This window comes from Flavobacterium hibisci, from assembly GCF_020026925.1.
Lineage (GTDB): Bacteria > Bacteroidota > Bacteroidia > Flavobacteriales > Flavobacteriaceae > Flavobacterium > Flavobacterium hibisci.
Genome location: NZ_JAIQDW010000002.1, coordinates 330,673 through 355,381, shown reverse-complemented (window position 1 = coordinate 355,381; position 24,709 = coordinate 330,673). Strand labels below are relative to the sequence as shown.

At 35.5% G+C, this 24,709-nt stretch carries 19 protein-coding genes; 7 read left to right on the top strand and 12 right to left on the bottom strand.

The genetic code is table 11. The annotated features are described in order from the left end of the window. The first annotated feature begins 150 nt into the window (after positions 1-150). Positions 151-957 (top strand): ABC transporter ATP-binding protein, encoded by an 807-nt coding sequence (locus K8B81_RS03935; protein ID WP_223679031.1) that lies wholly within the window; start codon positions 151-153, stop codon positions 955-957. A gap of 64 nt (positions 958-1,021) precedes the next feature. Here the strand turns inward: K8B81_RS03935 and K8B81_RS03930 are convergent, their stop codons facing one another. From K8B81_RS03930 to K8B81_RS03895, 8 genes are all read right to left on the bottom strand, one after another. After that, positions 1,022-1,792 (bottom strand): alpha/beta hydrolase, encoded by a 771-nt coding sequence (locus K8B81_RS03930; RefSeq protein ID WP_223679029.1) that lies wholly within the window; start codon positions 1,790-1,792, stop codon positions 1,022-1,024. Positions 1,793-2,219: 427 nt separating this feature from the next. Next, a complete protein-coding gene (locus tag K8B81_RS03925; RefSeq protein WP_223679027.1) occupies positions 2,220-2,585 on the bottom strand; it encodes a hypothetical protein in 366 nt (121 codons plus the stop codon). A 443-nt stretch (positions 2,586-3,028) separates the two neighbouring features. Next, the gene (locus K8B81_RS03920) at positions 3,029-3,688 is read right to left on the bottom strand and encodes a response regulator transcription factor (protein WP_223679026.1); all 660 of its coding nucleotides are present in this window, start codon (positions 3,686-3,688) and stop codon (positions 3,029-3,031) included. A 143-nt stretch (positions 3,689-3,831) separates the two neighbouring features. After that, the gene (locus K8B81_RS03915; RefSeq protein ID WP_223679024.1) at positions 3,832-5,700 is read right to left on the bottom strand and encodes a peptidase U32 family protein; all 1,869 of its coding nucleotides are present in this window, start codon (positions 5,698-5,700) and stop codon (positions 3,832-3,834) included. 144 nt (positions 5,701-5,844) lie between these two features. Beyond that, a complete protein-coding gene (locus tag K8B81_RS03910) occupies positions 5,845-6,435 on the bottom strand; it encodes a hypothetical protein (RefSeq protein WP_223679022.1) in 591 nt (196 codons plus the stop codon). A gap of 121 nt (positions 6,436-6,556) precedes the next feature. Then, positions 6,557-7,012 carry a ferritin-like domain-containing protein gene (locus tag K8B81_RS03905; protein WP_025571129.1) on the bottom strand — a complete coding sequence of 152 codons (456 nt, stop codon included), beginning with the start codon at positions 7,010-7,012 and terminating at the stop codon, positions 6,557-6,559. Positions 7,013-7,475: 463 nt separating this feature from the next. Beyond that, the gene (locus tag K8B81_RS03900; protein ID WP_163392636.1) at positions 7,476-8,666 is read right to left on the bottom strand and encodes a pyridoxal phosphate-dependent aminotransferase; all 1,191 of its coding nucleotides are present in this window, start codon (positions 8,664-8,666) and stop codon (positions 7,476-7,478) included. A 67-nt stretch (positions 8,667-8,733) separates the two neighbouring features. Beyond that, positions 8,734-9,831, bottom strand: a complete 1,098-nt coding sequence (locus K8B81_RS03895) for a fatty acid desaturase family protein (protein ID WP_223679019.1) — start codon at positions 9,829-9,831, stop codon at positions 8,734-8,736. A 107-nt stretch (positions 9,832-9,938) separates the two neighbouring features. On the opposite strand from K8B81_RS03895, the gene rsmG reads away from it, so the two are divergent. Both rsmG and K8B81_RS03885 read left to right on the top strand, forming a co-directional pair. Further along, complete coding sequence (gene rsmG / locus K8B81_RS03890) at positions 9,939-10,568, top strand: 16S rRNA (guanine(527)-N(7))-methyltransferase RsmG (RefSeq protein ID WP_223679018.1); 630 nt, start codon at positions 9,939-9,941, stop codon at positions 10,566-10,568. Between the two features lie 145 nt (positions 10,569-10,713). Continuing rightward, on the top strand, positions 10,714-12,129 hold the full coding sequence (locus K8B81_RS03885) for an alkaline phosphatase (protein ID WP_223679016.1): 1,416 nt from the start codon (positions 10,714-10,716) through the stop codon (positions 12,127-12,129). Between the two features lie 119 nt (positions 12,130-12,248). Here the strand turns inward: K8B81_RS03885 and pruA are convergent, their stop codons facing one another. Next, positions 12,249-13,877 (bottom strand): L-glutamate gamma-semialdehyde dehydrogenase, encoded by a 1,629-nt coding sequence (pruA, locus tag K8B81_RS03880; protein ID WP_223679014.1) that lies wholly within the window; start codon positions 13,875-13,877, stop codon positions 12,249-12,251. Positions 13,878-14,055: 178 nt separating this feature from the next. On the opposite strand from pruA, the gene K8B81_RS03875 reads away from it, so the two are divergent. From K8B81_RS03875 to pdeM, 4 genes are all read left to right on the top strand, one after another. Further along, complete coding sequence (locus K8B81_RS03875; RefSeq protein WP_223679011.1) at positions 14,056-15,117, top strand: ligase-associated DNA damage response exonuclease; 1,062 nt, start codon at positions 14,056-14,058, stop codon at positions 15,115-15,117. Then, positions 15,118-16,719 (top strand): ATP-dependent DNA ligase, encoded by a 1,602-nt coding sequence (locus tag K8B81_RS03870; protein ID WP_223679010.1) that lies wholly within the window; start codon positions 15,118-15,120, stop codon positions 16,717-16,719. Positions 16,720-16,854: 135 nt separating this feature from the next. Continuing rightward, entirely contained in the window at positions 16,855-19,314 is a 2,460-nt protein-coding gene (locus tag K8B81_RS03865) for a ligase-associated DNA damage response DEXH box helicase (RefSeq protein ID WP_223679007.1), read from the top strand. A gap of 5 nt (positions 19,315-19,319) precedes the next feature. Next, positions 19,320-19,958, top strand: a complete 639-nt coding sequence (gene pdeM, locus K8B81_RS03860; protein ID WP_317196947.1) for a ligase-associated DNA damage response endonuclease PdeM — start codon at positions 19,320-19,322, stop codon at positions 19,956-19,958. On the opposite strand, the gene apaG is transcribed toward pdeM, so the two are convergent. The 3 genes from apaG to K8B81_RS03845 form a co-directional block, all read right to left on the bottom strand. Beyond that, positions 19,955-20,341 carry a Co2+/Mg2+ efflux protein ApaG gene (apaG, locus tag K8B81_RS03855; RefSeq protein ID WP_110348906.1) on the bottom strand — a complete coding sequence of 129 codons (387 nt, stop codon included), beginning with the start codon at positions 20,339-20,341 and terminating at the stop codon, positions 19,955-19,957. The genes pdeM and apaG overlap by 4 nt on opposite strands. A gap of 82 nt (positions 20,342-20,423) precedes the next feature. Further along, positions 20,424-21,677: a type IX secretion system plug protein gene (locus tag K8B81_RS03850; RefSeq protein ID WP_223679003.1), complete on the bottom strand. Its 1,254-nt coding sequence runs from the start codon at positions 21,675-21,677 to the stop codon at positions 20,424-20,426. Positions 21,678-21,752: 75 nt separating this feature from the next. Beyond that, positions 21,753-24,653, bottom strand: a complete 2,901-nt coding sequence (locus K8B81_RS03845) for a DEAD/DEAH box helicase (protein ID WP_223679000.1) — start codon at positions 24,651-24,653, stop codon at positions 21,753-21,755. Between the last annotated feature and the right edge of the window lie 56 nt (positions 24,654-24,709).

The following is a 24,709-nucleotide window of genomic DNA, read 5'->3' as shown; positions in this document are numbered from 1 at the left end:
GCTGATTTTTAGCCCCGATAGCAGTGGAAATCCTTGTTTGCAGGGGTTCTGCAAACAAGATTGCAACGAATAGCGGGACAAAGTGCCTTAAAAAGCATAATGTCCCTGCTACAAAAAACTTAGATTCCCAAAAACTTAAAACGTAATAACATGAGCTACTTAGAAATAAAAAATTTAGAAATATCATTCCCAACTCCAAAAGGAAAATATATAGCCGTTCGCGATATTAATTTATCTATTCAAAAAGGAGAAATCATCTCTATTATTGGGCATTCAGGTTGTGGAAAATCAACCATTATGAATGCCATTGGCGGAATGCTGACTCCAACCGGAGGCTCTGTTGAACTGGCTAATCAAAAAATAAAAGGCCCTGGACCGGATCGAGGCATTGTTTTTCAAAACTACTCACTTCTGCCATGGTTAACTGTTGAAGAAAACATTTTTCAGGCTGTCGATTCGGTAATGAGTGTTTCTAAAAAAGAAAAACACGAAATCGTAATTCAGAACCTGAAAATGGTGAATCTATTCGAGCATAAAGACAAATTACCGGGACAGCTTTCGGGCGGAATGAAACAGCGTGTTGCCATTGCAAGGGCATTTGCCATTAATCCGGGCGTGTTGCTTCTGGATGAGCCATTTGGCGCCCTGGATGCTTTGACGAAAGGCTCTATGCAACTGGAAGTTTTAAAATTATGGAATCTGAACAACCGTGAAAAAACAATCGTGATGATTACCCATGATATCGAAGAAGCTTTGTTTTTATCTGATAGAATCGTGGTTTTGAATAATGGCCCGGCTTCAACAATCCGCGAAATTGTTGAAGTGAACCTGCCAAGACCAAGAAACAAAATTGAAATTGTAAAAATGCCTGAATACATCGCCTTAAGAGACCGATTGTTACATTTATTGACCGATAAATTCTCTATTGAAGATATGGGGATTAAATATCAGAATTAATTTTTAAGTTTAGTTATTTGTAGTGTAGAGACGTACTGCTGTGCGTCTCTATTTTTATGTGTTACTATAAATTAGAGTACCAGTTTAAAATATAATCTGCCACTTCTTCCCAGCCTTTTTCGCCACATATAAAATGACTTTTTTCATCAAAAATCTTTACATCTACTGTACTGTGAGGATCTTTGTATTTACCAGCAATCTTTTTAGTCAAATCAGGCGGAAATATATTGTCTTTTCCCCCTCCGATAAACAAAATTGGCTGATGAGGTTTTTTAAAATCTACATTTGCAAAAGACTTCAGGAGTGCTTCCCTTCCAATTTTCCTGCTTTCCGGTACCGCTATTAAGTCATAGGCTTTATTTTGTTCTGATTTTTGAAGTGTATTGAAAAATGCCCGATTATACCAGTCTCTGTTTCCTAAATAATACTTTCTTCTGGAAAAGAAATTTACTGCAGGCCATACCATTTTTACAGTTGAAAATGGGGGAATAACATTTTTTGGAGGTGCTCCGTTGATACTTACCGCGGCATCTGCTTTGCCCAGGTCAAGCAGTTTTTGTACTGCCAGACCCGCCATTGAATGTCCGATAACAAGTGGTTTTTCCGGCAATCTGTCAATAAATCTTGCCATTTTGTTTACGACATCAACAAAGCCAGTTTCAACAAGTTCAGGATGAAGAGTTTTTCTAAGTCTGTAGGGATCTCCCTCATGACCTGAGATGGGCGGTGCATAAACATTGAACCCCTTTTGCTGAAAATAAGTTTCCCATTCAGACCAGCTGTTGTTATTTACGAACATACCGTGTATCAATACGATCGTTTTTGATTTTGCCATTATATAATTTGTTTAAGTTTGATACTCTTTAATTCAAATATGGTTAATGCAAAATGAGAAACATCCTCATAATTCTTCGGGGCTGTTGGTGATAGATAGTATTTTTTTTACGAAAGTACAAATTAAAAAATTATGATTTATATTTGAAATCACTGTTTTTTAACCAATTAATATTTTTTATTAACATTTTTATTGCTGGCGCTGATTGAGATATCTGGAAGCGCGTTTCTGGCAAATTTATTTTTTTTAAAAACTTAAAATATTGTTGTAACGTTGTGTGAATATCCGATTTTTATTTCTGTTGGAAAAGTGAATAAATCGGTGCAATTACTTCGATAATGTCTATTAATACTAAAAAAAGCTTCTGAAATCAATCAAAAGCTCCTTTGTTTATATATATTTATTTAAGTATGGTTTTTTTATAATCTTAACCAATAAATTTTGTTGTACCGCTATTGATGTCAATTTCTGCAAAATTGTGTTTTCCCATAACAATAAGTAGCTTATTTGCATTGTAACCAATATAGCGTATTTCAGGATTTCCATTTTTTGGTTTTCCGCAAACAGAAATTACGTTTGTCTGCCATTTAAGCTTACTTCTTTTATAAGCAGATATTGTTTGCAGATCATTTTCAACATAATAAACAATGTTGTTTTTTTTAATTCCTCTTTTTTGTGTTCTGGAAAAATTAATTTCTGAATTTTTTGAAATTAAAGCATCATTAAATTTTTCAGCAATACCTGTTTGAGTTACAAAAAAGGTTAACATGGATAATTTTAAGAATGGTATCATTTGGATAGAATTTGGGGTTCATAATCGCTTCAAATATAACTAATTATAGCATATAATTGTGTTTTTGAAAGAAAAAAAAATACCTGATTTAGAAATTATCAAAAAGGTAAAAATATGTAAGTTAATTTTGAAGAAAGATTTATTTTATTAGGAAAAAATATCATATTCTCTATTTTTTGTTTTTTACAAATAAAGAATAGAGTCTGTAATATTTCTTTGATGGAATATTCCCTGTAAATCAATATCATTCATCAATTGGTAAAACCCAATTTAACGTTAAGTATTCAAAACGTACAGTAAATACCAACGCATTTAAGAATAAAATCTTGTGTGATTGCGATAGTGAATTTATATGTGTTTTTTTTGGTAAAAACAAGTGCTATAACGTAGTTAAAACTGTTAAGGCAGTTTTTTAAAAAATTACGTATTTATACGCATGTAATCTATAGTAAAGAATATTCAGCTGCTTTATTAGATAATTCCATTAAGTTTTTAACCTTTAGTTTTTTCATTAAATTAAAACGGTGTACTTCTGCAGTACGCTTACTTATATCTAATGCTTCAGCAATTTCTTTATTTCCTTTTCCTGATAACAAGAGAGTCAAAATTTCTTTTTCTCTTTTGGTGATCATCATTTCTTCACCCAGATTTTGTTTTGGTTCTGCTGAAAATGATGAATTAGTTAACTGACCAATCAAAATAGAAGAAATATCACCACTGAAATATTTGCCGCCATTGGCTACCGTATGCAATGCTTTCATGAATTCATCTTTGCTGGAACCTTTCAATAGGTAACCGTCAGCACCAGCTTTTATAGATTTTAATACATATTCCTCCGATTCATGCATCGAAAGCATAATAATTTTTACAGTGTTATTATCGTTTCTAAGTTTTTCTACTACTTCAATACCGGTTAAGTTGGGCATACGAATATCTACTATAAGTAAATCGGGTTTGCTGGCAGTAACAACTTCAAGTGCATCGGCACCATCAATTGCTTCTCCAACAACTTCTATGTTTGCTTCATTTTCAAGTAAAGATTTGATTCCGTCTCTTACAAAAACATGGTCGTCTGCTAATACAACCCGAATAATATCCCCCATATTCTACTTAATTTTGATTCTGGTCTTTTACGTATATTCATCTAAAACGAACTGCTAATATACGTAATTTTTAAATTAAGAAATTAGTTAATTGAAAAATGATGTGTATAAAAAAACCGATACTTAAAGCATCGGTTTGTATTTTAGTGAAAATGATCTTCTTCAATCTCAAATTCCGCATCTTTTTCCCAGATTTCCATTTCGCAGGGCTTGCAGTTGAATTTTAGTTTGTATTCTAATTCGCCCTGTTTTAATACTAATGGTTCTTTAACTTTGACACCTACAATGTCCTTTTGGTGTATCGGACATTTTTTTAATTCGTATTTAATGCAATATTTTGTGGTCATTACACGAGATTTTCCTGGGTCCCATTGTAATTCGAATGCTTTTTCGATTTCGGTAACACCGTGGCGTTCGTAAAATTTACGAGCTGTTTTGTTGGAAACGTTGTACATAAAATCCAGTTTGGTTTCCGGATAAGGATGTGACGTTTTTACCAATTGGTGTTCTTCACGTTTGTAATTTGCCAGACGAATTTCTGATAATTGTTCAAAAACATTTCTTCTCATTTCGTTGATTTTTGAAATAGGAAGGAACCAGTTTTGAGTGAACATTACATTGATTTCATCGGCGCTATAAGGTGTGAAACCTGTTTTTGCCAATTGTACTTTAATATTTTCTTCGATTGATTCGCCAGTTTTAGTTGGCTCTTTTGCGTGCTCTAATTTTATGGTGCTTACGTTTCCGTCTTCATCGGTTGCGATTAATTCGAAACCATTTTCGTTTTCGGTAAGCAATAAAGTAGTTCCAATTTTACGGATGGCACTGTCTTCTCTTTCAACAATTTTTATGAAAGCAGTATCGTTGTTGCGGTAAATGAAAGTCCCGTCTTTGATTTCTTTTAGAACGTTTGGATAAACTTTTCCGTTCTCGGCTTTGTTTACATAAATTCCGTCGGCTTCGTTGTTTTCGTTGATGAAACAAAGTCCGTCACCGTTGTTTAGCAATTCACCATTTTCGATTTCGTAAGCATCTCCGATTGTACGGATTAATTTACCAATATATTGACCTTTTGATTTTGGGCTTTCCCAAGAACCAATCGAGCTGTGTCTTTCGTTTACGAAATAATCGGTATAACCACGGTTGAAAGTTCTGCTTAAAGTAGAGTCAAAAGTATAGGTACATTTTCCAGAAGAAGCTTTGGTGTATTTATCGCTTCCTTCTAAAAAGCTGTCTAATTTTTGACGTAAATAAGAAACGTTGTTTTTAACGTAAGCCACATCTTTAAGACGGCCTTCGATTTTGAAAGAAACGATTCCGGCTTCAATCAAATTCGGAATCTGATCTGAAACGTCTAAATCTTTAATAGAAAGCAAGTGACTGTTTTTGATTAAAGTATCTCCGTTTCCGTCGATTAAGTTATACGGTAAACGACAGTTTTGTGCGCAAGAACCACGGTTGGCGCTGCGTTCTCCGTTTGCCACACTCATGTAACAGTTTCCGCTGAAGGACACGCACAATGCTCCGGTTACGAAGAATTCCAGTTCGACATCAGCGTGATCGTATATTTCTTTAATTTGATGCAAATTCAGTTCACGTGCTAAAACCACACGTTTGATGCCGGCATCTTTAAGGAATTTTATTTTGTCTTTGTCACGATTATTGGCCTGAGTACTGGCGTGAAGTACAATAGGAGGCAGGTCCATTTCCATAATCGCCATATCCTGGATAATTAAGGCGTCAACACCAATGTCGTATAACTCCCAGATCATGGCACGACATGTTTCTAACTCGTTGTCGTATAAAATGGTATTCATTACCACAAAAACCTGAGCGTTAAATAAGTGTGCATATTTTACTAACGCAGCAACATCTTCGATTGAGTTATTGGCATTAGATCGGGCTCCGAATTGTGGCGCTCCAATATATACTGCATCTGCACCGCTGTTAATAGCTGCCATTCCGCCGATTAAATCTCTTGCTGGAGCTAATATTTCTATTTTCTTCTTCATTTCTAAAACTTTAGCTTTTGTGGTATTCACGAAAAAAAGTGTGCAAAGGTCTTATAAAATATTTGAGATTGCTAATGCTGAAGCGATTTTTTTGAAATTGTTAACTTAATATGGAATGATGATAAGCGAGATTTTTTATATTATTTAGTCTAAAGGAAAACTATATCCGAAAGCAAATACGCTAGTTGATTGTTTTGCCGCTGGATGAAAGTAACCAGAAATTCCAATTTCAAAACTATGATTTCTACCCACAGCTAATCCTATGCCAAATGGAATCTGTAATAAAACATCACTTTTGTTGAAATTAACATTTGGTGTAAATGTTTCAAATTTACCAGCCGAAGCTCCAATGCCACTTTCAATAAATGGCGCAACCCATGGTATTGGTGCACAAAGACGAACTTTTCCTCCCACTAAAAAAGCATTAGTTGTAACTTTGTATTGAGGTTGATTTTGCACATTTTGATTTTTATCAACAGATGCAAAAATAGCACCAGCATAGGGTCTTATACTAAACCATGATTTTATTCCTATGATATATTCACCCTGCAGATAAAGTCCACCGCCCATAACATCTACTTCATCCTGAGTTCCATAGTCTTCGTTATAATAAGAACTGCTTGCTCCATAACCGATAGAAGCTTTTATAGATTTACCTGTTGTCTGTGCTTTTATCTGATTTGAAAATAATGTTATGAAAATAATAAAAATAAAACTGCGTAAAGTTAATTTCATAAAGATTTTGTTTTGAAATAATGACGCGAAAGTAAGATTATTTTTAATTTTAGCAAATAAAAAACCGCCCAATCCGAAGACCAGGCGGTTCTCAAAAAAAAAGCATGAATCGATCGATCGACTAATTAGCTTTCATTTTAATTAATGACAAAGTATTTTGAATACTGTTCAATTGTTTTGAAACAATGTTAACCTGATTGTATTCAAGATGGTTTTCTTCCAGTGCCTTTTTGTATTTTTCGATAGCAGCTTCTTCTCCGGTAACGCAGGCATTGATAATTGCCTCTGTATCTCCGCCTGTAAAAGAAGATTTAATATCGATCCAGGTGCGGTGAAGCGCTCCTAATGGCCCGCCGCCTGAAGTATCTGTAGATTTTCCAAGTTTGTTGATTTCATCTTGCAATTCAACAATGAATAAAGCTCTTTCACGTGCGAATTCAAGAAACTCGGTTTTCATTACAGGATTTTCTACATGCTCGGCTGCATTTGTATACCCTAGTTTTCCGTCTTCAAGAATCGAAATTAATCCTTCTAAAGTTTTAACGGCTTCTTTTGTGGTTTCATCTGTATGTATCATGACGTTAATTTTAAAATTATATATTACAAAATTGCCGATTTCTAAAATGTTATGTCTTACAGGATTGCGATCAGCTTTTACAATATTGTAGAATGGGAATTTTGAAACTTATATTGTTGTTTATTTAGATTTAAGATTCAATTGCCTCCATCTTTAGCTGCAGGAAGTTTAATGGATTAGGATTGGGCTTTAGCCAAATGTGTAGTTTGGCTAAAGCCAGTATGGAAGTTTATTATAACAATTGAACCAGATATTGTTTTCTTTTGAAAATGAAAGTTTCTCGTTTTACGGTTTGCGTGAGGGATAGCAACGGCATCCTTTTGTGGTGGGGTTCACCACAAAAGATAGAGTGGATAGCCCGGCCGTAGGACACGCCCAAAATATACCCATAAAAAAAACAGCTCAAAGTATAAAGTGATGAAACTTTAAACCTTAAGCCGTTTTTAATAAAACTATTATGTTGTTATGCAGTCAAAGCTTCTTTGATTCTGCGTAATGCTTCTGTTAAAATATCGTTGCTTGTTGCATAAGAGAAACGGATACAGTTTGGATTTCCGAAAGCGTCTCCTGTTACTGTGGCTACGTTTGCTTCTGCTAAAAGGTACATAGAAACATCATTTGCATCTTTAATCTCGTGTCCTTTTAATGTTTTTCCGAAGAAAGAAGAAACGTCTGGGAATACATAGAAAGCTCCTTCAGGAACGTTGATTTTTACGCCTGGAATTTCTTTTAATAATCCAACTACTAAATCTCTTCGTCCGTGGAAAGCCTGAACCATTTCGTTTAATACGCTTGGATCAGCATCTACAGCTGTAATTGTAGCTCTTTGTGCCACAGAATTTGCACCAGAAGTTACTTGTCCCTGAATTTTTGTACATGCTTTTGCAATGAATTCCGGAGCTCCAATGTAACCAATTCTGTATCCTGTCATGGCGAATGCTTTAGCAACTCCGTTTACCGTAATTGTTTTTTCTAACATTCCAGGTATTGAACCGATACTGCAGAAAGTTCCTGAGAAATTGATGTGTTCATAGATTTCGTCTGCAACTACGTAAATATTTGGATGTTTTTCTAATACTTTAGCCAAAGCTGTTAATTCTTCTCTGCTGTAAACAGATCCTGAAGGATTACATGGGGAAGAGAACCACATCATTTTTGTTTTTGGCGTGATGGCAGCTTCTAATTGCTCAGGAGTGATTTTGAAATCTGTTTCTACCGAAGTTGGAACTTCAACTGGAACTCCTCCTGAAAGTTTTACGATTTCGAAATAAGAAACCCAGTATGGTGCAGGCAAGATTACCTCGTCACCATCGTTTAACATTACCTGAGCAATGTTGTATAATGATTGTTTTGCTCCTGTAGAAACTACGATTTGAGATGGTTTGTATTCTAAACCATTGTCTCTTTTGAATTTTCTGCAGATAGCTTCTTTTAAATCCTGGTATCCGTCAACAGGAGAATATGTACTGTAATTGTCGTCGATTGCTTTTTTTGCAGCTTCTTTGATAAAGTCAGGCGTATTGAAATCTGGCTCGCCTAAACTTAAACTGATAATGTCTTTTCCTTGTGCTTTTAGCTCGCGGGCTAATGCAGCCATCGCTAAAGTCTGCGAAGTAGCTAAATTGTTAATTCTGTCTGAAAGAATATGGTTCATTATAAAAAATTTAATTGCTCTTAATTGCTGTTTTTTTAAGAGAAGTTATTATTAATAGATTTTTAGTTTATACGGATAATTCAGGTTTCATTCCTAAGTCACGTAAATGTTTAAAGTGGGCAATAATGGCACTTCTCATTGTTTTGTATTCATAATAAGGCAAATTGCATTCTTTTGCTGTTTCTTTTACAATTTTTGCAATTTTACCATAATGAATGTGACTGATATGTGGAAAAATATGATGTTCAATCTGATGGTTTAATCCTCCAGTGTACCAGTTTACAAGAGCATTTTTTGGTGCAAAATTAGTAGTGGTATACAATTGGTGAATAGCCCAGGTGTTTTCCATTTCGCCTAATTCATTCGGTTCCGGATTAGTTGTATGGTCAACAACGTGTGCTAATTGAAATACAATACTTAAGATCAATCCTGTTGTATAATGCATTACAAAAAATCCGAGAACGACTTTCCACCATGTAATTCCAATAACGATTGGCAATACAATCCAGATGGATGCATAAATGATTTTTGTAATAATTAAAGTTGTCCAGAGAATTTTAGGGCTTTTTGGTTCACCATATGATAATTTTCTTTTCAGGTAATTGTGCATCTGCTTAAAATCAGTCGTAATGGCCCAGTTAAAAGTCAGTAAACCATATAAAAAAACAGAATAATAATGCTGAAAACGGTGAAAACTATGCCACTCAGCATGTTCTGTAAAACGTATGATTCTTCCGGCATCCAGATCTTCATCATGTCCCGGAATATTGGTATAAGTGTGGTGCAATACATTGTGCTGAACCTGCCAGTTGTAAACATTTCCGGCTAAAACATAAATGGTGCCGCCCATTAGTTTGTTGATCCAGCCTTTATCAGAGTAAGAGCCGTGATTTCCGTCATGCATTACGTTCATTCCAACACCGGCCATTCCGATGCCCATTACTATAGATAAAAGCAACATGACCCAAAAAGGCATGTTAAGTGTAAGAATTAAAAAGTAAGGCGTTAAAAAAACAGCGAATAGAATAACAGCTTTTAAATGCAGCTTCCAGTTTCCCGTTTTTTGGATATTATTTTCTTTGAAATAATTGTTTACCCGAGAGTTAAGTGTTCTGAAGAATTTCAGATTGTCTTGTCTTGCAAAAGTCGGAGCGGTATTATTCATATTAATTTTAAATAGTTTCCAAAGGTAATTATTATAAATTTTCAATTTGCAAAATTGAGTTAAATATTTCAATCCTAAAGTAGTACTTTTGTTAAAAATTTACAACAATGGATGAGATTCTGAAATATTTTCCTGGTTTGACGGACATTCAAATCGAACAATTTCAAAAATTAGACTTTTTATATCACGACTGGAACGAAAAAATTAATGTTATCTCAAGAAAAGACATTGATTCATTATATACGAAACACATCCTCCATTCTCTTGGAATTGCAAAAATCATGAAATTCGAACCCGGAGCAACTGTTTTGGACGTTGGAACAGGCGGAGGATTTCCCGGAATTCCGTTAGCAATTCTTTTTCCGGAAACACGTTTTTATTTAATTGATGTTATTGCTAAAAAAATAAAGGTGGTTCAGGGCGTTGTGGATGCTTTGGAACTAAAGAATGTAAAAGCAGAACAAAAACGTGCCGAACTCGTAAAAGGTGATTTCGATTTCATAGTAAGCCGGGCCGTAACCAATATGCCTGATTTCGTGTCATGGATTCATGATAAGATCAAAAAACAGCACAAGCATACCTTAAAAAATGGAATCTTGTATTTAAAAGGCGGGGATTTAACTGAAGAATTAAAAGACTTTCCGAAAGCTACTTTATATGACTTATCGATAATTTTTGAAGATGAATTTTTTGAAACCAAAAAAGTGGTTCATTTGCCATTGAAATTTCAGCCTTAATTTATTTCTATGATATTATAAGCCGGTAACATTCTTTATTAAAGTGTTGTCGGCTTTTTTTATACCTTGAAAGCAATCATAACTGAATGATAATTTGTAACTGAACCAATTTGCTTACCTTTGAAAACGCTTAAATAAAGTTATAATGAATAGAAGGAAGTTCTTTAAAAATGGCTCATTGTTTACGATAGGAGCCGCAGTTATCAATCCGTTTCAGGGTGCTGCAAATGTTTTGGATTTAGAGTCTGCGAATAAAAATAAAAAGGCAAAAAATATCATTTTACTGGTTAGTGACGGAATGAGTACCGGCACGCTTAATATGACCGATTTGTTTCTGAACAGAAAAAATGGCAAAGGTTCTAACTGGATACAATTGTATAAAGATAATAGCGTTTCAAGAGCTTTAATGGATACGGCTTCAGCAAGTTCAATAGTAACCGATTCTTCTGCTGCAAGTTCTTCATGGGGAGGCGGTTTCCGGGTAAATAATGGTGCCTTGAATGTGAGTCCGCAAGGAGAACCACATTTACCAATCTCGCAAAAATTTAAAAAATCCGGCAAAATGGCGGGTTGTGTAACGACAGTTCCTATTACACATGCCACTCCGGCCGGTTTTTGTGTGAACAGCAAAAGCAGAAATGCCCAGGAAGATATTGCGGAACAATATCTGGAATTGGGTTTTGATATTATGATGGGAGGCGGAGCCAATTATTTCAGCCCGGAATTAAGAAAAGACAAGAAAGATATGTATGCTGCTTATACTTCGAAAGGATATCAGGTTGTAAAAACTAAATCTGAAATGGAGGCTGCATCAAATTCTAAACCCGTTTTAGGTGTGTTTGCAGATGATGCACTTCCGTATTACGTGGACAGAAACAGTGATGAAAAGTTAAAAGCAACTGTTCCGAGTCTTGCTGAAATGTCGCAAAAAGCAATTGACAGAATGAAGAGCCATAAAAATGGTTTTGTATTGCAGATTGAAAGCGGAAAAGTAGATTGGGCCGCACATGGAAACGATATCGCCGGTCTGATTAATGATCAGATTGAATTTGATGAAGCGGTAAAAGTGGCTGTTGATTTTGCTGAAAAAGACAAAGAAACATTAGTGATCATCACAACAGATCACGGAAATGCAAATCCCGGAATTATTTACGGAAAAAATGCCAATGATAATTTTGACAGTATCCAAAAATACACCCAGACCAACGAATGGATTCTGAATCAGATAAAACCGCAATCTTCTGTTGCGCAGGTAAAAGAAATTATTGAAAAAGCAAACGGTCACTCGGTTTCAGATGAAGACGCCAAATATGTATTGGGCTACTACGATGGATTGCATAAAGAAGATGGTTTATACAATTACAAAAAACTGCCGTATAAAGCTTTCGCAGAAATGCAGGGAAAAATAAATTCGGTAGGCTGGATCAGCATGGATCACTCTGCAGATTATGTAGAGCTGGCGATGTTTGGCCCGGGAAGTGAACTTTTAAAACCTTTCGTAAAAAACACCGACCTGCATTACTTAATGTTGCAGGCTGCAGAAGTGGAAAATAAATTCTAAATGTATTTGAGATTTTAAAATTCACATTAGTAAAAAAAGTAAAGCCGAATCTTAATGAAAAGATTCGGCTTTTTTATATAGACAAAGTCCTTTAAGACTTTCGACCTTCGACTTTATGACTATTCTCCTAAAAACGGATATCTGTAATCTTCAGGAGTTACAAAAGTTTCTTTAATCGTTCTTGGAGAAGCCCAACGCAATAAATTCAATGCAGAACCTGCTTTGTCGTTAGTTCCTGAAGCTCTTGCTCCACCAAAAGGCTGCATTCCTACAACCGCTCCTGTTGGTTTATCGTTGATGTAGAAGTTACCTGCTGAATTTTGCAATTTCACGGTAGCCACTTCAATAGCGTAACGATCCTGGCTGAAAACAGCTCCGGTCAAAGCGTATTCAGAAGTAGTGTCAACCAATTCTAAAGTTTCTTCCCATTTTGCATCTTCGTAGATATAAATTGTCACAACCGGTCCGAATAATTCGGTTTCCATGGTTGTGTATTTTGGATTTGTAGTTACGATAACTGTTGGTTCTACAAAGTATCCAACTGATTTATCGTAATTTCCACCCACAATAATTTCAGCATCAGCATCTTTTTTAGCCTGATCAATGTAACTCGCTAATTTATCGAAAGAACCTTCATGGATAACCGCTGTAATAAAGTTTCCGAAATCTTCCGGAGAACCCATTTTCATTGATTTTACATCCGTGATTAATTGCTCTTTTACAGCTGGCCACAAACTTTGCGGAATATAAACTCTTGAAGCTGCAGAACATTTTTGTCCCTGAAACTCAAAAGCACCACGCGTAATTCCTGTAACAACTTGTTTTACGTTAGCGCTTGGATGAGCAATAATAAAATCTTTACCACCCGTTTCTCCAACAATTCTTGGATAGGTTTTATAATTGTGAATGTTTGCACCGATTTTAGCCCAGATATCTTTAAATACATGCGTTGATCCTGTAAAGTGAATTCCGGCAAAATCACGGCTTGCCAAAACAGTATCCGTAATCATCAAAGCGTCTCCAAAAACTACGTTGATCACACCATCAGGAACTCCAGCTTCTTTGAAAACATCAAGGATGATTTTTGTTGAGAATACCTGACTGTCGCTTGGTTTCCAGACTACAACGTTACCCATCATCGCAGCACTAGCCGGAAGGTTGGCAGCAATAGCTGTAAAGTTAAACGGAGTAATAGCGTAAACAAAACCTTCAAGAGGTCTGTATTCTAAACGATTCCATGTTGTTGAATCTGATTTTGGCTGATCTGTGTAAATCTGAGTCATGAATTCTACGTTGTAACGTAAAAAGTCAATCAACTCACAAGAAGCGTCAATTTCTGCCTGATGGATGTTTTTAGACTGACCAATCATAGTCGCAGCGTTAATACGAGCTCTGTATGGACCTGCAATTAATTCAGCCGCTTTTAAGAAAATAGCGGCACGTTGTTCCCATGCCATATTAGCCCATGCTTTTCTTGATTCAAGTGCATTGACGATTGCTTTTTCAATATGTTGTTTTTCAGCTAAATGATATTTTCCAACAATATGCTGGTGATCATGTGGAGCTGTAATGTTTCTTGTGTTTCCGGTTCTGATTTCTTCGCTTCCTATGTGCAAAGGAACGTCAATTTGAGAGTTCCACATTGTAGTGTAAGCTGCCTGAACAGCTACTCTTTCAGGTGAGCCTGGGGCGTATCCTTTTACCGGCTCGTTTACCGCCTTAGGTACATTAAAAAATCCTTTTAACATGGGATAAAATATTTTAAAATTACGAATTGTTTAATTTTAGGCAAAAGTACAAAGGTTATTTTGATTATATCACAATACAATATTAAAATGTTGTAATTTAATAAACTAATGATGTCAGACTGTAAAACATATGTTTCTATAAAAGTTTAAATTTGAGGTACTTCAATTTATTATGACTATGAAAATTCCGCTTCTGGCTTTTAACGATAAAGGAATTTACTGCCAACAGGCTGATGTATATCTTGATCCCTGGCGGCCGGTAAAGAATGCCATTATTACACACGGTCACGCCGATCACTCTCGTTGGGGACATCAAAATTATATCACGCATCATACTAATGTGCCAATCATTCAGCATCGTTTGGGTGAAATAAATGTGAGCGGAAAAGAGTGGGGAGAAACCTTCGTAATCAACAATGTGAAATTTTCTCTGCATCCTGCCGGACATATTATCGGAAGCTCACAAATTCGTGTTGAACACAAAGGCGAAGTCTGGGTTTTTACAGGAGATTATAAAACCGAAGATGATGGAATTTCAGTTCCGTATGAAGTCGTGAAATGCCACACTTTCATCACCGAATGTACTTTCGGTTTGCCTGCGTTCAACTGGACGCCGCAAGATGAAGTAATTACCGATATCAACAATTGGTGGGCTGAAAATAGGGCTGAAGGAAAAACATCTATTCTCTTTGGCTATTCTTTAGGAAAAGCACAACGGCTTTTAAAATATTTAGACACCGATATTGGAAAAATATATACACATGGCGCCATCGAGAACATGACCAATGTTTTACGTCCGATGGTGGATTTTCCGCCAACAACTTTAGTAACGCGCGAAACCAAAAAAGAAGAATTCGCAGGAAATATTGTTCTCGCTCCGCCAAGTGCTCACGGAAGTATCTGGATCAGAAAAATGACGCCTTTTGTAACAGGTGCAGCAAGCGGCTGGATGGCTTTTCGCGGAGCCAGAAGAAGACGTGCCATTGACAAAGGTTTTGTATTAAGCGATCATTGCGATTGGTATTCACTTTTGGATAGCATCAAAGCGACCGGAGCAGAAAAAGTAATCTGTACACACGGTTACACTGATATTTTCTCTAAATATTTAAGGGAATTAGGTTACGATGCTAGAACTGAAAAAACACAATACGAAGGAGAAGCAGCAGAAATGGAAAAAGATGAAAAAGAAGTTATTTTTGAAAATGAAACTTTGGATATTTCTGAAAATAAGAAATTGTAGATGAAAAATTTCGCTCAACTTATAAAAACACTTGACAGTTCGAATAAAACGAACGTAAAAGTAGATGCCCTGACAACGTATTTTAAAAATGCGTCTCCGGAAGATAAGGTGTGGACGATTGCAATTTTATCACATCGTCGTCCTCCGAGACCAGTTAACACGACTTTGTTGCGTATTTGGGCAAATGAATTGGCGAATATTCCGCTATGGCTTTTTGAGGAAAGTTATCATATTGTGGGTGATTTAGCCGAAACCATAGCTCTGATCATTCCGACAACCAAAGAACATTCGGACAAAAGTTTAACTGAATATCTTCAGGAAATTATTGCCTTAAAAAAGAAATCAGATACTGAGAAAAAGGAATATTTACACAAGAACTGGCTGGCGCTGAATTATTATGAACGATTCGTTTTTACCAAACTAATTACCGGTAGTTTGCGAATCGGCGTAAGCCAAAAATTAATGACACGGGCATTATCAAAAGCAGAAGATGTTGATGAAGATGCATTGGCTTACAAATTAATGGGAAATTGGGATCCAAACACAATTACGTTTCAGGAACTGATTTTAGATGAAAAAAGCTCAGATTATTTATCAAAACCTTATCCGTTTTATCTGGCTTATCCAATTGAAGGCGAAGTCGATAATTTAGGAAATCCGGAAGACTGGTCTATTGAACATAAATGGGACGGAATCCGGTCTCAGACGATTATTCGTGATGATGAAATTTATGTCTGGTCAAGAGGCGAGGAGTTAGTAACAGATAAATATCCCGAGTTTCAATCTTTCGTCGGAATTATTCCAAACGGAACCGTTATTGACGCTGAAATTTTAGCTTTTCCCGAAAAAGAAATTGGCACTTTTAATGATCTGCAAGCCAGAATTGGGCGTAAAACGATTTCGGCATCGTTACTCGAAAAAGTTCCTGTAATATTAAAAGCCTACGATATTTTAGAGTGGGAAGGTCAGGATATTCGAAATTTACCGTATTCAGAAAGAAGATTATTGTTGGAACAATTATACGATTCCATTAAAGATAAAACACCCAATTTTCAGTTATCAGAAAGGGTGTTGCTTAATTCCTGGGAAGATGTAACAAACGAAAGAATGCGTGCACGCGAAATGAAAAGTGAAGGTCTGATGTTAAAGCGAAATAATTCTCCTTATTTGGTCGGAAGAAAAAAAGGCGACTGGTGGAAATGGAAAATTGAACCCTTGGTAATTGATGCTGTTCTGACTTACGCAATGCGCGGACATGGAAGAAGATCTAATCTTTTTACGGATTATACCTTTGCACTTTGGCAGACCAATGATAATGGCGAAAAAGAATTAGTCACTTTTGCCAAAGCTTATTCGGGTTTGACCGATGCCGAATTTAGAAGGGTAGATGATTTTATAAAGAAAAATACTTTGGAACGTTTTGGTCCCGTACGAAGTGTAACCCCTCAATTGGTTTTCGAAATTGGCTTTGAAGGAATTGCATTGTCCAAAAGACACAAAAGCGGTGTGGCAACCCGATTTCCGAGAATTTTGAGATGGCGGCACGATAAAAAAATTGAAGATGCGAATTCAATTGAAGATCTTAAAAGCATGATTTCGTAACAAACCGAGTTCAATTATTATGAAGATATTTGTGCTCCTGCAAGGTTTCCAAAACCTTGCAGGAAAAGCAGATACTTATAAAGTGCAGATAGATTCCTAATTAGAAATAAAAGTCAGGTTAATACGTAAGTTAGAATGAACAGAGAAGAACTATACACAATTGCAGAGAACTGGTTTCACGATCAGGGTTGGAAAGCTTTTCCATTCCAAACCCAGACGTGGACTGCTTTTCTACAGGGGAAAAACGGTTTACTAAACGCACCAACCGGAAGCGGGAAAACCTATGCCTTATGGTTTCCGATAGTTCTCGACTACATGAAAAAAAATCCGGATTATAAAACGAAGCATAAGCCAGGACTAAAAGCCATCTGGATTACGCCTTTGAGGGCGCTTTCTGTTGAAATTAAACAAGCTGCAGACAGAATTGTCCATGATTTAGATACACAAATGACGGTCGGAATTCGTTCCGGAGATACATCGCAAAGTGAAAGAACAAAGCAAAGCAAAAAAATGCCGGATCTGCTGATTACCACACCGGAAAGTCTGCAATTGCTTTTGGCATCCAAAGAATTTGCCAAGACTTTTGCCAGTTGTTCTGCAATTGTGGTCGATGAATGGCACGAATTATTAGGAACAAAACGTGGCGTTCAGATGGAATTGGCTTTATCCCGACTAAAAACGGTTGCGCCTAAAATGCGTATTTGGGGAATTTCAGCAACCATTGGAAATCTCGAATTGGCACAACAGGTATTGTTGGGTGTAAATTCAGAGGCTTATCAAAATTCAGTTTTGATAAAAGCCCACATCAATAAAAAAATTAAAGTACTTTCTATATTGCCTGATAAAATGGACAGTTACCCATGGCGTGGTCACATGGGATTGCACCTAATTGATGAAGTAGCGAAAATAGTACGGAAAAGTAAGACGACTTTAATTTTTACAAACGTTCGCTCCGCATGCGAAATGTGGTTTCAGGCCATACTCGAAAAATACCCTGAATTCGCCGGAGATATGGCAATGCATCACGGAAGCATCAGCAGGGAAACACGTTTATGGGTTGAAAATGCCATCAGAAATGAAGAATTAAAAGTAGTAGTTTGTACCTCGAGTCTGGATTTAGGAGTCGATTTTGCTCCGGTTGAAACCATTATTCAGGTGGGAGGGCCAAAAGGTGTTGCGCGTTTTCTGCAAAGAGCAGGACGAAGCGGTCATCAGCCTGGGAGAGAAAGTGTGATTTATTTTCTTGCCACTCACGCTATCGAATTAATTGAAGCTTCTGCACTAAAAAAAGCGGTTGCCAAAACGATTGTTGAAGATCGTATTCCGTACCTGAACAGTTGGGATGTTTTGGTGCAATACCTGAATACATTGGCGGTTTCAGACGGTTTTTTTCCGGATATTATTTTTGAGGAAGTCAGACAATCTTTCTGTTATCAAAACATTACAAAAGAAAACTGGAACTGGATTCTGAACTTCATTACCAACGGAAGTCAGAGCTTACAAGCCTATGATGAATTCAAAAAAGTAGAAATTGAAGAAGACGGACGTTATAAAATCAATAGCCGTTTGATTGCGATGCACCACCGTATGCAGATAGGAACTATTGTTGGAGATGCTTCATTAAACGTAAAATTTTTAAGCGGAGGTTATATTGGAAATATTGAAGAATGGTTTGCCTCAAAACTACAGCCGGGAGATGTTTTTACCTTTGCCGGCAAACGTTTGGAACTATTTCGTGTGAAAAATATGCAGGTACTGGTTAGAAAGGCTGATCCCAAAAAAGAATCCCGAACAGTAAGCTGGATGGGAGGGCGTATGGCATTATCTGTACAGATGAGTGAATTGCTTCGTGAAGAATTATACGCTGCCAATAGCGAAAATCTGACTCCGGAATTAAAAGCGTTACAGCCTATTTTTGCAAGACAGCGAAAAGAAAGTATTGTTCCGGATGCTGATGAATTTCTCATAGAAACTTTTAAAACCAGGGAAGGGTATCATGCCGTCTTTTATCTTTTTGAAGGTCGGTTTGTACATGAAGCCCTGGCGAGTATTTTGTCTTACCGAATTAGTTTGTTGTCTCCGATTACTTTTTCTCTGGCGTATAATGATTACGGGTTTGAATTGCTTTCGGACCAGGAAATTGATATGCAGTCGGTTTTTGATAACAATTTGTTCTCTACCGAATATGTGCACCATGATTTGCAAAAAAGCCTTAATTTGACAGAAATGGCCCGCAGAAAATTCAGGGATATTGCCGTAATTGCCGGTCTGGTTTTTACCGGTATGCCTGGAAGACCTGTTAAAACAAAACATTTACAGAGCGGATCACAATTGTTGTTTGAAGTTTTCAGGGATTATGAACCGGATAATTTATTACTGCAGCAGGCATATACAGAAACGTTTGAACATCAGCTGGAAGAAGGACGTTTGATTCAGGCTCTCGAAAGAGTGAATCAGCAAACAATTGTCTGGAAACAATGCAAAAAGCCAACACCTTTTAGTTTTCCTATAATTACAGATCGATTGAGAGAAAAGTTATCAAGCGAAACATTAGCGGAAAGAATCAAAAAAATGACAGCAAGTTACATGAAATAATGAACATGAAAATTACAATTAACAATCAAAATTTTGTTCTGCATCCGTGTGGTGCGGCTTTCTGGGAAGAAAAAAAAATACTTTTAATATCAGATTTGCATTTGGGCAAAGTATCACATTTTAGAAAACACGGAATGGCGATTCCGGAGAAAGCGGTGCAGGAAAATTTTAACCGGTTAAATAATATTCTGGAATTATTTGATGCTGAAACTATAATTTTTCTTGGTGATTTATTTCACAGCAAAATAAATAACGAATGGGATTTGTTTTCAGACTGGACCAAAACGATAACACAGCAGCTTATTTTGGTGGAAGGCAACCATGATATCATTTCAAAAAAAAATTATACAGATTTAAATATCAAAATTTATTCAGAACTCATAATTGATCATTTTCTTTTGACACATCATCCAACAGACAGAGAAAATTTATTCAATTTTTGCGGACATATTCATCCCGGAATAAAACTAACAGGTTTAGGAAAACAATTTTTGAGTTTGCCTTGTTTTTTCAGAAAACCGAATCAATTAATTTTCCCTTCTTTTGGGGAATTTACAGGTAATTTTTATTTAGTTCCTGATGAAAACGATAGGGTATACGCCCTTGCAAGCGGACAAGTAATAGAAATAAAAAACAGGGTTTAATTTAAAGCAAATGGGGCACACATTCTGAATGTAGGAACTATAACCTTAAATATTTTGGTTGTAGTAAAATTAATCATATTAAAATGACCTTTCATTGCACCATAAGGAGATGATAATAAACAGCCTGAACTGTAAGTATGATTTTCACCTGGTTTTAAAACTGGTTTTTTTCCTATAACGCCTTCTCCATCAACAACTTCAAGGTCGTTAAGAGAATCGAAAATTTCCCAGTGGCGTGAGGTTAACTGTACTGAATCTTTACTATGATTTTCGATGGTAACAACATAGCTAAAGGCAAAATGAATCTTGTAGTTCTTGAAGTAAGTACCTTCAAAACTAGTCAAAACAGATATTTTTATGCCTCTTGTTATTTGAGAAACCATAACTAACGTAGTATATATGTGTGTGTTATATGTGCAAACTTACAAAAAAAAATGATTGGATTGAAATCCTTTTTTAGAATGTTTAATTAATAATATTCAATGAATTAGCATTACCCTTGCCGATAACTCTTTCGTAGCGGTCCGTACTTTCACGGTAATAAACCAAAATAGTGTATTCGTTTTCAGTCTGGTAAAAATTTCCGTCAACAGCATTTTCAAAATCAATTACACCTTTTTTGTCAGCAACCCTGTACTGAAAATTGGTAAAACCCTGTTTGATCATTACTGCTTTTTCATAAATCCCTTTGTCAGCATTATAATCCATTTTGTATTCTGGAGACAAGCTATAATTATTGAACATACCTGTAATATAAATGTCTTTATTTAATCGAAAGGCTGGAGCAGACAATGAAAAGTATACCCAGGCATAATCGGCTTCAATTTCCTGATTAGAACCATTGATGTTTTTGACGACAAAATTTCCGTTTATATCCTGATAAACGGTATAAATTTGATTGGCCCTTGCCGGACTTGTATATAAAAACGAACTGTAAATGTCACTGGCTGAACTCACTTTTGCAACATTATTATTGGCCGCTCTTATATCCTTGTTTTCAAAATATAAAAATTCATTTCCGCCCCAGAACTGTGTTTCAGCATCATATTTATAAACCAATTGATTGCTAATTGTATATTGTGGCCGAATATTTTTTATACTAGTGTTAAAATCTCCGTTTTGCAGTAAAAGTACTTTTACGTTTTGTAAAGGTGTCTGAAAAACAATATCATTTGAAGAAATCGAAAAATCAATATTCTGCTTTTCATTAATATTGGTTAAGTTTCGGCTACGTTTTATCTGAGCAGCTACTGTACAGTGGTTTTCATATAAAATAAATTTTCTGGAGAAAACAACTTCCCTGTCTTCGTTGAGGATTTTCAGCATATAATTTCCTGAAATTTTCAACTGTGTAGCAAATTGATTAGGAAAGCTAAGGCGGTAATGTGAATAAATCTGAAGCGTATTAAAAGAGTTGGTATAATCCATAATTCTTTGATTGTCAAAACCAAGAATGTAATCTGTTTTTGGGATTTCAGAAGGTTTCCAGTTGTAATCGCAATGTACAATTTCAAAATAATAATTGGCTTCGTTGCCAAATAAATCATCAAACTGAAATTGAAATGTAGAGCCTAATTCGAATATAGGAACCACATTACTGCCGTTCTGTACAAAAGAAACAGTTTTGATATTGTAAGGAGGATCTATTTCTTTTTCCTGAGCTTTCGCTAAAGTAAAAATAAAAAGAAAAACAAAGCTTGTATATAAAAATTTCGGCATCTTATATAGATTGTAAGATTGTAAATATAACAATTTTATATAATGAAAAAGATGCCCTTGTATTGGATTTAACTATTAAGTACCTAAAATATAAGCTAAGTTGCCTTCAAGTTCATCATTAATGTAGCTTTCTTCTAAAAGAGAATCAGCTAATAGTTTTTTGTTTTCCTGAAGGGTAATAATTTTTTCTTCGACTGTGTTTTTCGAAATAAAACGAATCACATTTACTTTATTTAACTGACCAATTCGATGTGCCCGCGCAACTCCTTGCTTTTCTGCAAAAGGATTCCACCATGGATCTAAAAATAAAACATAAGAAGCTTTAGTAATATTCAATCCGACACCTCCGGCTTTTAGCGAAATAAAGAATAATAATCGATTTTCATTCTCCTGGAACAATTTAACTTGCTGTTCTCTTTTACTGGCTGGGGTTTCTCCTGTAATTTCACAAAACTCTATTTTATTTTGTTTGCACCAGTCGGTATAGAAATTCAGGTTCGTAACAAACGAACTGAAAATAATGGCTTTTTGTTTTGCTTTGACTAGATTTTCAAGATAATTCGTCACAGCAATAAATTTTCCGGAGTCAATTTCTGAATCGGCATCAACCATTTTCGGATGGTTGCTCAATTGTCGCAATTTCATCAAAGTGTTAATGATGCTGATTTTATCAGGACTTGAACCGTCGGTTTTAAGCAGGAAATTACGCGCTTTAGATTTTTCTTTTTCGTATAATTTTTCCTGTTCCGGATCCATATCGCAATAATAAATCTGCTCTGTCAATTCTGGCAGATCTTTTAAAACCTGTTCTTTGGTTCGGCGCAAAATATAAGGCTGGATGAGGTTTTTTAATTCGGTTAAAACTTCTTCATTGTGTTTTTTCTCAATCGGAATTTTAAAATTTTCTGCGAAAAAATTATAAGTTCCCAGAATATCCGGATTTATGAACTGCATCTGCGACCATAAATCGTCAAGCGAATTTTCGATTGGTGTACCGCTCAGCGCTATTTTATGACTTGTACTGATTTTATTGATGGCTTTGAAAATCTTAGAATTTTTGTTTTTGATGTATTGACTTTCGTCCAAAATCAGATAACGAAAATTGTATTTTTCTAAAATTGAAATATCACGATGAACGATGCTGTAACTTGTAAAAATTAAATCGGTAGAATCTAATCTGCTTACTAAAAATTTTCGGTCATTCCCCACATATTGCATTTTAGAAAAGTGTGGTGTAAACTTTCCAGCCTCATTAAACCAGTTAAAAACTAAAGAAGAAGGCAGAACAATCAAAGCTTTAAGCGGTTCTCTTTCGACAGTTGTTTCATTAGCAAACAAATCAAAATTGGTAGTTTTGGTTGTAAAGCCTAATTGTTCCTGAACGGAAACCAGAACTGCCAAAGTTTGTAATGTTTTCCCAAGTCCCATATCATCGGCGAGACAAGCTCCAAGATTAGAATTGAAATGACCTAAGAGCCATTTTACACCATCAATCTGATAAGGTCTTAAAGTTGCTTTTAATAAATCTGAAGCCGTGAATTCAGCCTGATGAATCTGATCTAAATCATTGTCGATTTCTGAAATTCCGTCTAAAGCTGTAAAATTGCTTTTGCGTAAAAGCAGTTCTCCATTTTCTGTTTTGGCTAATTTTGCCAAAGAGCCATATTTACTGAACCATTCTAACGGAATTAAAAAATAGTTTCCATCAGGTAGTTGGAAAAGCCTTTCCTTGCTTTTTATATTCGGTATTATTTCGCTGAAATTGATTTTATACTTACCAATCGTAATGATAATTTTGATATCAAACCAATCGGCTTTTGTTTCTTTTGCAATCGAAACCGTGTTGTTTTCTGTAATAATTTCTTTGCTTTCGAGTTTTAGGTTTTGAATCGTAAAACCTAAACTTTCAAGTTTTTCTTTGTTGTCAATAATCAACTGAATATTGATATAAGGATCATTCACTTCTGTTTCAAGTCCAAATAGTTCGTTTTTGACTTTTACCAAGCCAATTTCAAGTAATTTTTTGGTGTATAAAATTTCTACGGCACTCCTTTTAAACTGAATTATTTTGGGTTCGTTAGCAATACTGAAATCAACGAAAGAATGTGTTTTTTTGGTTTTGCCGGCATCAAAAACATAGCCGTTGTAATCAAAATAAAGATTGAGGTAATAACAGTTTTTAAAGAAGTCATAAACAGGCTGAATCGTACTCGAAATGATCTGATCGCGAACCTCCATTTCAAAACCCGTAGCTTCAATATCGATTTTTTTTGCTATTTCGGGTATAAACCCTTTAAAATAATCATCCACTAATTTTGATGGAATTTCAATTGATTTTTTCTTTAAAAATGGAGTAAGTTTTTTTGCATTTAATTCTTTTAACTGCCCTAATTTTTTATCAACAATCAACCAGCCCTGTTCATCCAAAAGAATATCAATACTGCTATTCATTGGTGAAAAAGTAGTTTTGCCTTGTTTTAAAGAAAGAGTATAGGTGATACCTTCTGAATGTTTTTCAAATTTTATCTGAGGCTCAAATTCGAGTGGCTCGACTGTAACCCGCGAGCGGTAAAAATCTTTTTCAGCACTCATGTTGAGTGATAAAGGAAATTGTTCTTTTACGATTAAATCATAAAAGGAACTTAAATTGAAATTTAAATACTGACGGATTGCAAACTCAATTTTTGAATCTTTTTGCAAATCAGCAATTGTTTTAGCTGATTTAATTTTGGCACTGAATTTTTTGAAAATAAATTCAGGTTTTAAAGATTCACAGGCTGTCAGTATTTTTTTGGTATTGGAATCTAAATTGTCAAAATCAATTCCGAAACTTTCAATGATTTCTTTAGTTGCCTTTTTGTCTAAGTATTTAATATCGCTTGTGTTCCCGACAATATATGAAGTTGGAATATAAGCATTCAGATTTTTTTCAAAACTGATGTCAAAACAAAACTGAAATGATTTATTAGGTTCCAAGGTTTACAGATTTGGTTTAGGCTGATTTGGGATTTGAGCTAAAAAAGCGTTTTCAA

Excerpts from the sequence above, each read along its gene's own strand:
- rsmG (WP_223679018.1), top strand. The coding sequence starts at position 9,939 with ATGGATGAGATTCTGAAATATTTTCCTGGTTTGACGGACATTCAAATC.
- apaG (WP_110348906.1), bottom strand. The coding sequence starts at position 20,341 with ATGGTTTCTCAAATAACAAGAGGCATAAAAATATCTGTTTTGACTAGT.
- K8B81_RS03900 (WP_163392636.1), bottom strand. The coding sequence starts at position 8,666 with ATGAACCATATTCTTTCAGACAGAATTAACAATTTAGCTACTTCGCAG.
- K8B81_RS03910 (WP_223679022.1), bottom strand. The coding sequence starts at position 6,435 with ATGAAATTAACTTTACGCAGTTTTATTTTTATTATTTTCATAACATTA.
- pdeM (WP_317196947.1), top strand. The coding sequence starts at position 19,320 with ATGAAAATTACAATTAACAATCAAAATTTTGTTCTGCATCCGTGTGGT.
- K8B81_RS03920 (WP_223679026.1), bottom strand. The coding sequence starts at position 3,688 with ATGGGGGATATTATTCGGGTTGTATTAGCAGACGACCATGTTTTTGTA.
- K8B81_RS03865 (WP_223679007.1), top strand. The coding sequence starts at position 16,855 with ATGAACAGAGAAGAACTATACACAATTGCAGAGAACTGGTTTCACGAT.
- K8B81_RS03935 (WP_223679031.1), top strand. The coding sequence starts at position 151 with ATGAGCTACTTAGAAATAAAAAATTTAGAAATATCATTCCCAACTCCA.
- K8B81_RS03885 (WP_223679016.1), top strand. The coding sequence starts at position 10,714 with ATGAATAGAAGGAAGTTCTTTAAAAATGGCTCATTGTTTACGATAGGA.
- pruA (WP_223679014.1), bottom strand. The coding sequence starts at position 13,877 with ATGTTAAAAGGATTTTTTAATGTACCTAAGGCGGTAAACGAGCCGGTA.
- K8B81_RS03915 (WP_223679024.1), bottom strand. The coding sequence starts at position 5,700 with ATGAAGAAGAAAATAGAAATATTAGCTCCAGCAAGAGATTTAATCGGC.
- K8B81_RS03930 (WP_223679029.1), bottom strand. The coding sequence starts at position 1,792 with ATGGCAAAATCAAAAACGATCGTATTGATACACGGTATGTTCGTAAAT.
- K8B81_RS03925 (WP_223679027.1), bottom strand. The coding sequence starts at position 2,585 with ATGATACCATTCTTAAAATTATCCATGTTAACCTTTTTTGTAACTCAA.
- K8B81_RS03870 (WP_223679010.1), top strand. The coding sequence starts at position 15,118 with ATGAAAAATTTCGCTCAACTTATAAAAACACTTGACAGTTCGAATAAA.
- K8B81_RS03875 (WP_223679011.1), top strand. The coding sequence starts at position 14,056 with ATGAAAATTCCGCTTCTGGCTTTTAACGATAAAGGAATTTACTGCCAA.
- K8B81_RS03895 (WP_223679019.1), bottom strand. The coding sequence starts at position 9,831 with ATGAATAATACCGCTCCGACTTTTGCAAGACAAGACAATCTGAAATTC.
- K8B81_RS03850 (WP_223679003.1), bottom strand. The coding sequence starts at position 21,677 with ATGCCGAAATTTTTATATACAAGCTTTGTTTTTCTTTTTATTTTTACT.
- K8B81_RS03905 (WP_025571129.1), bottom strand. The coding sequence starts at position 7,012 with ATGATACATACAGATGAAACCACAAAAGAAGCCGTTAAAACTTTAGAA.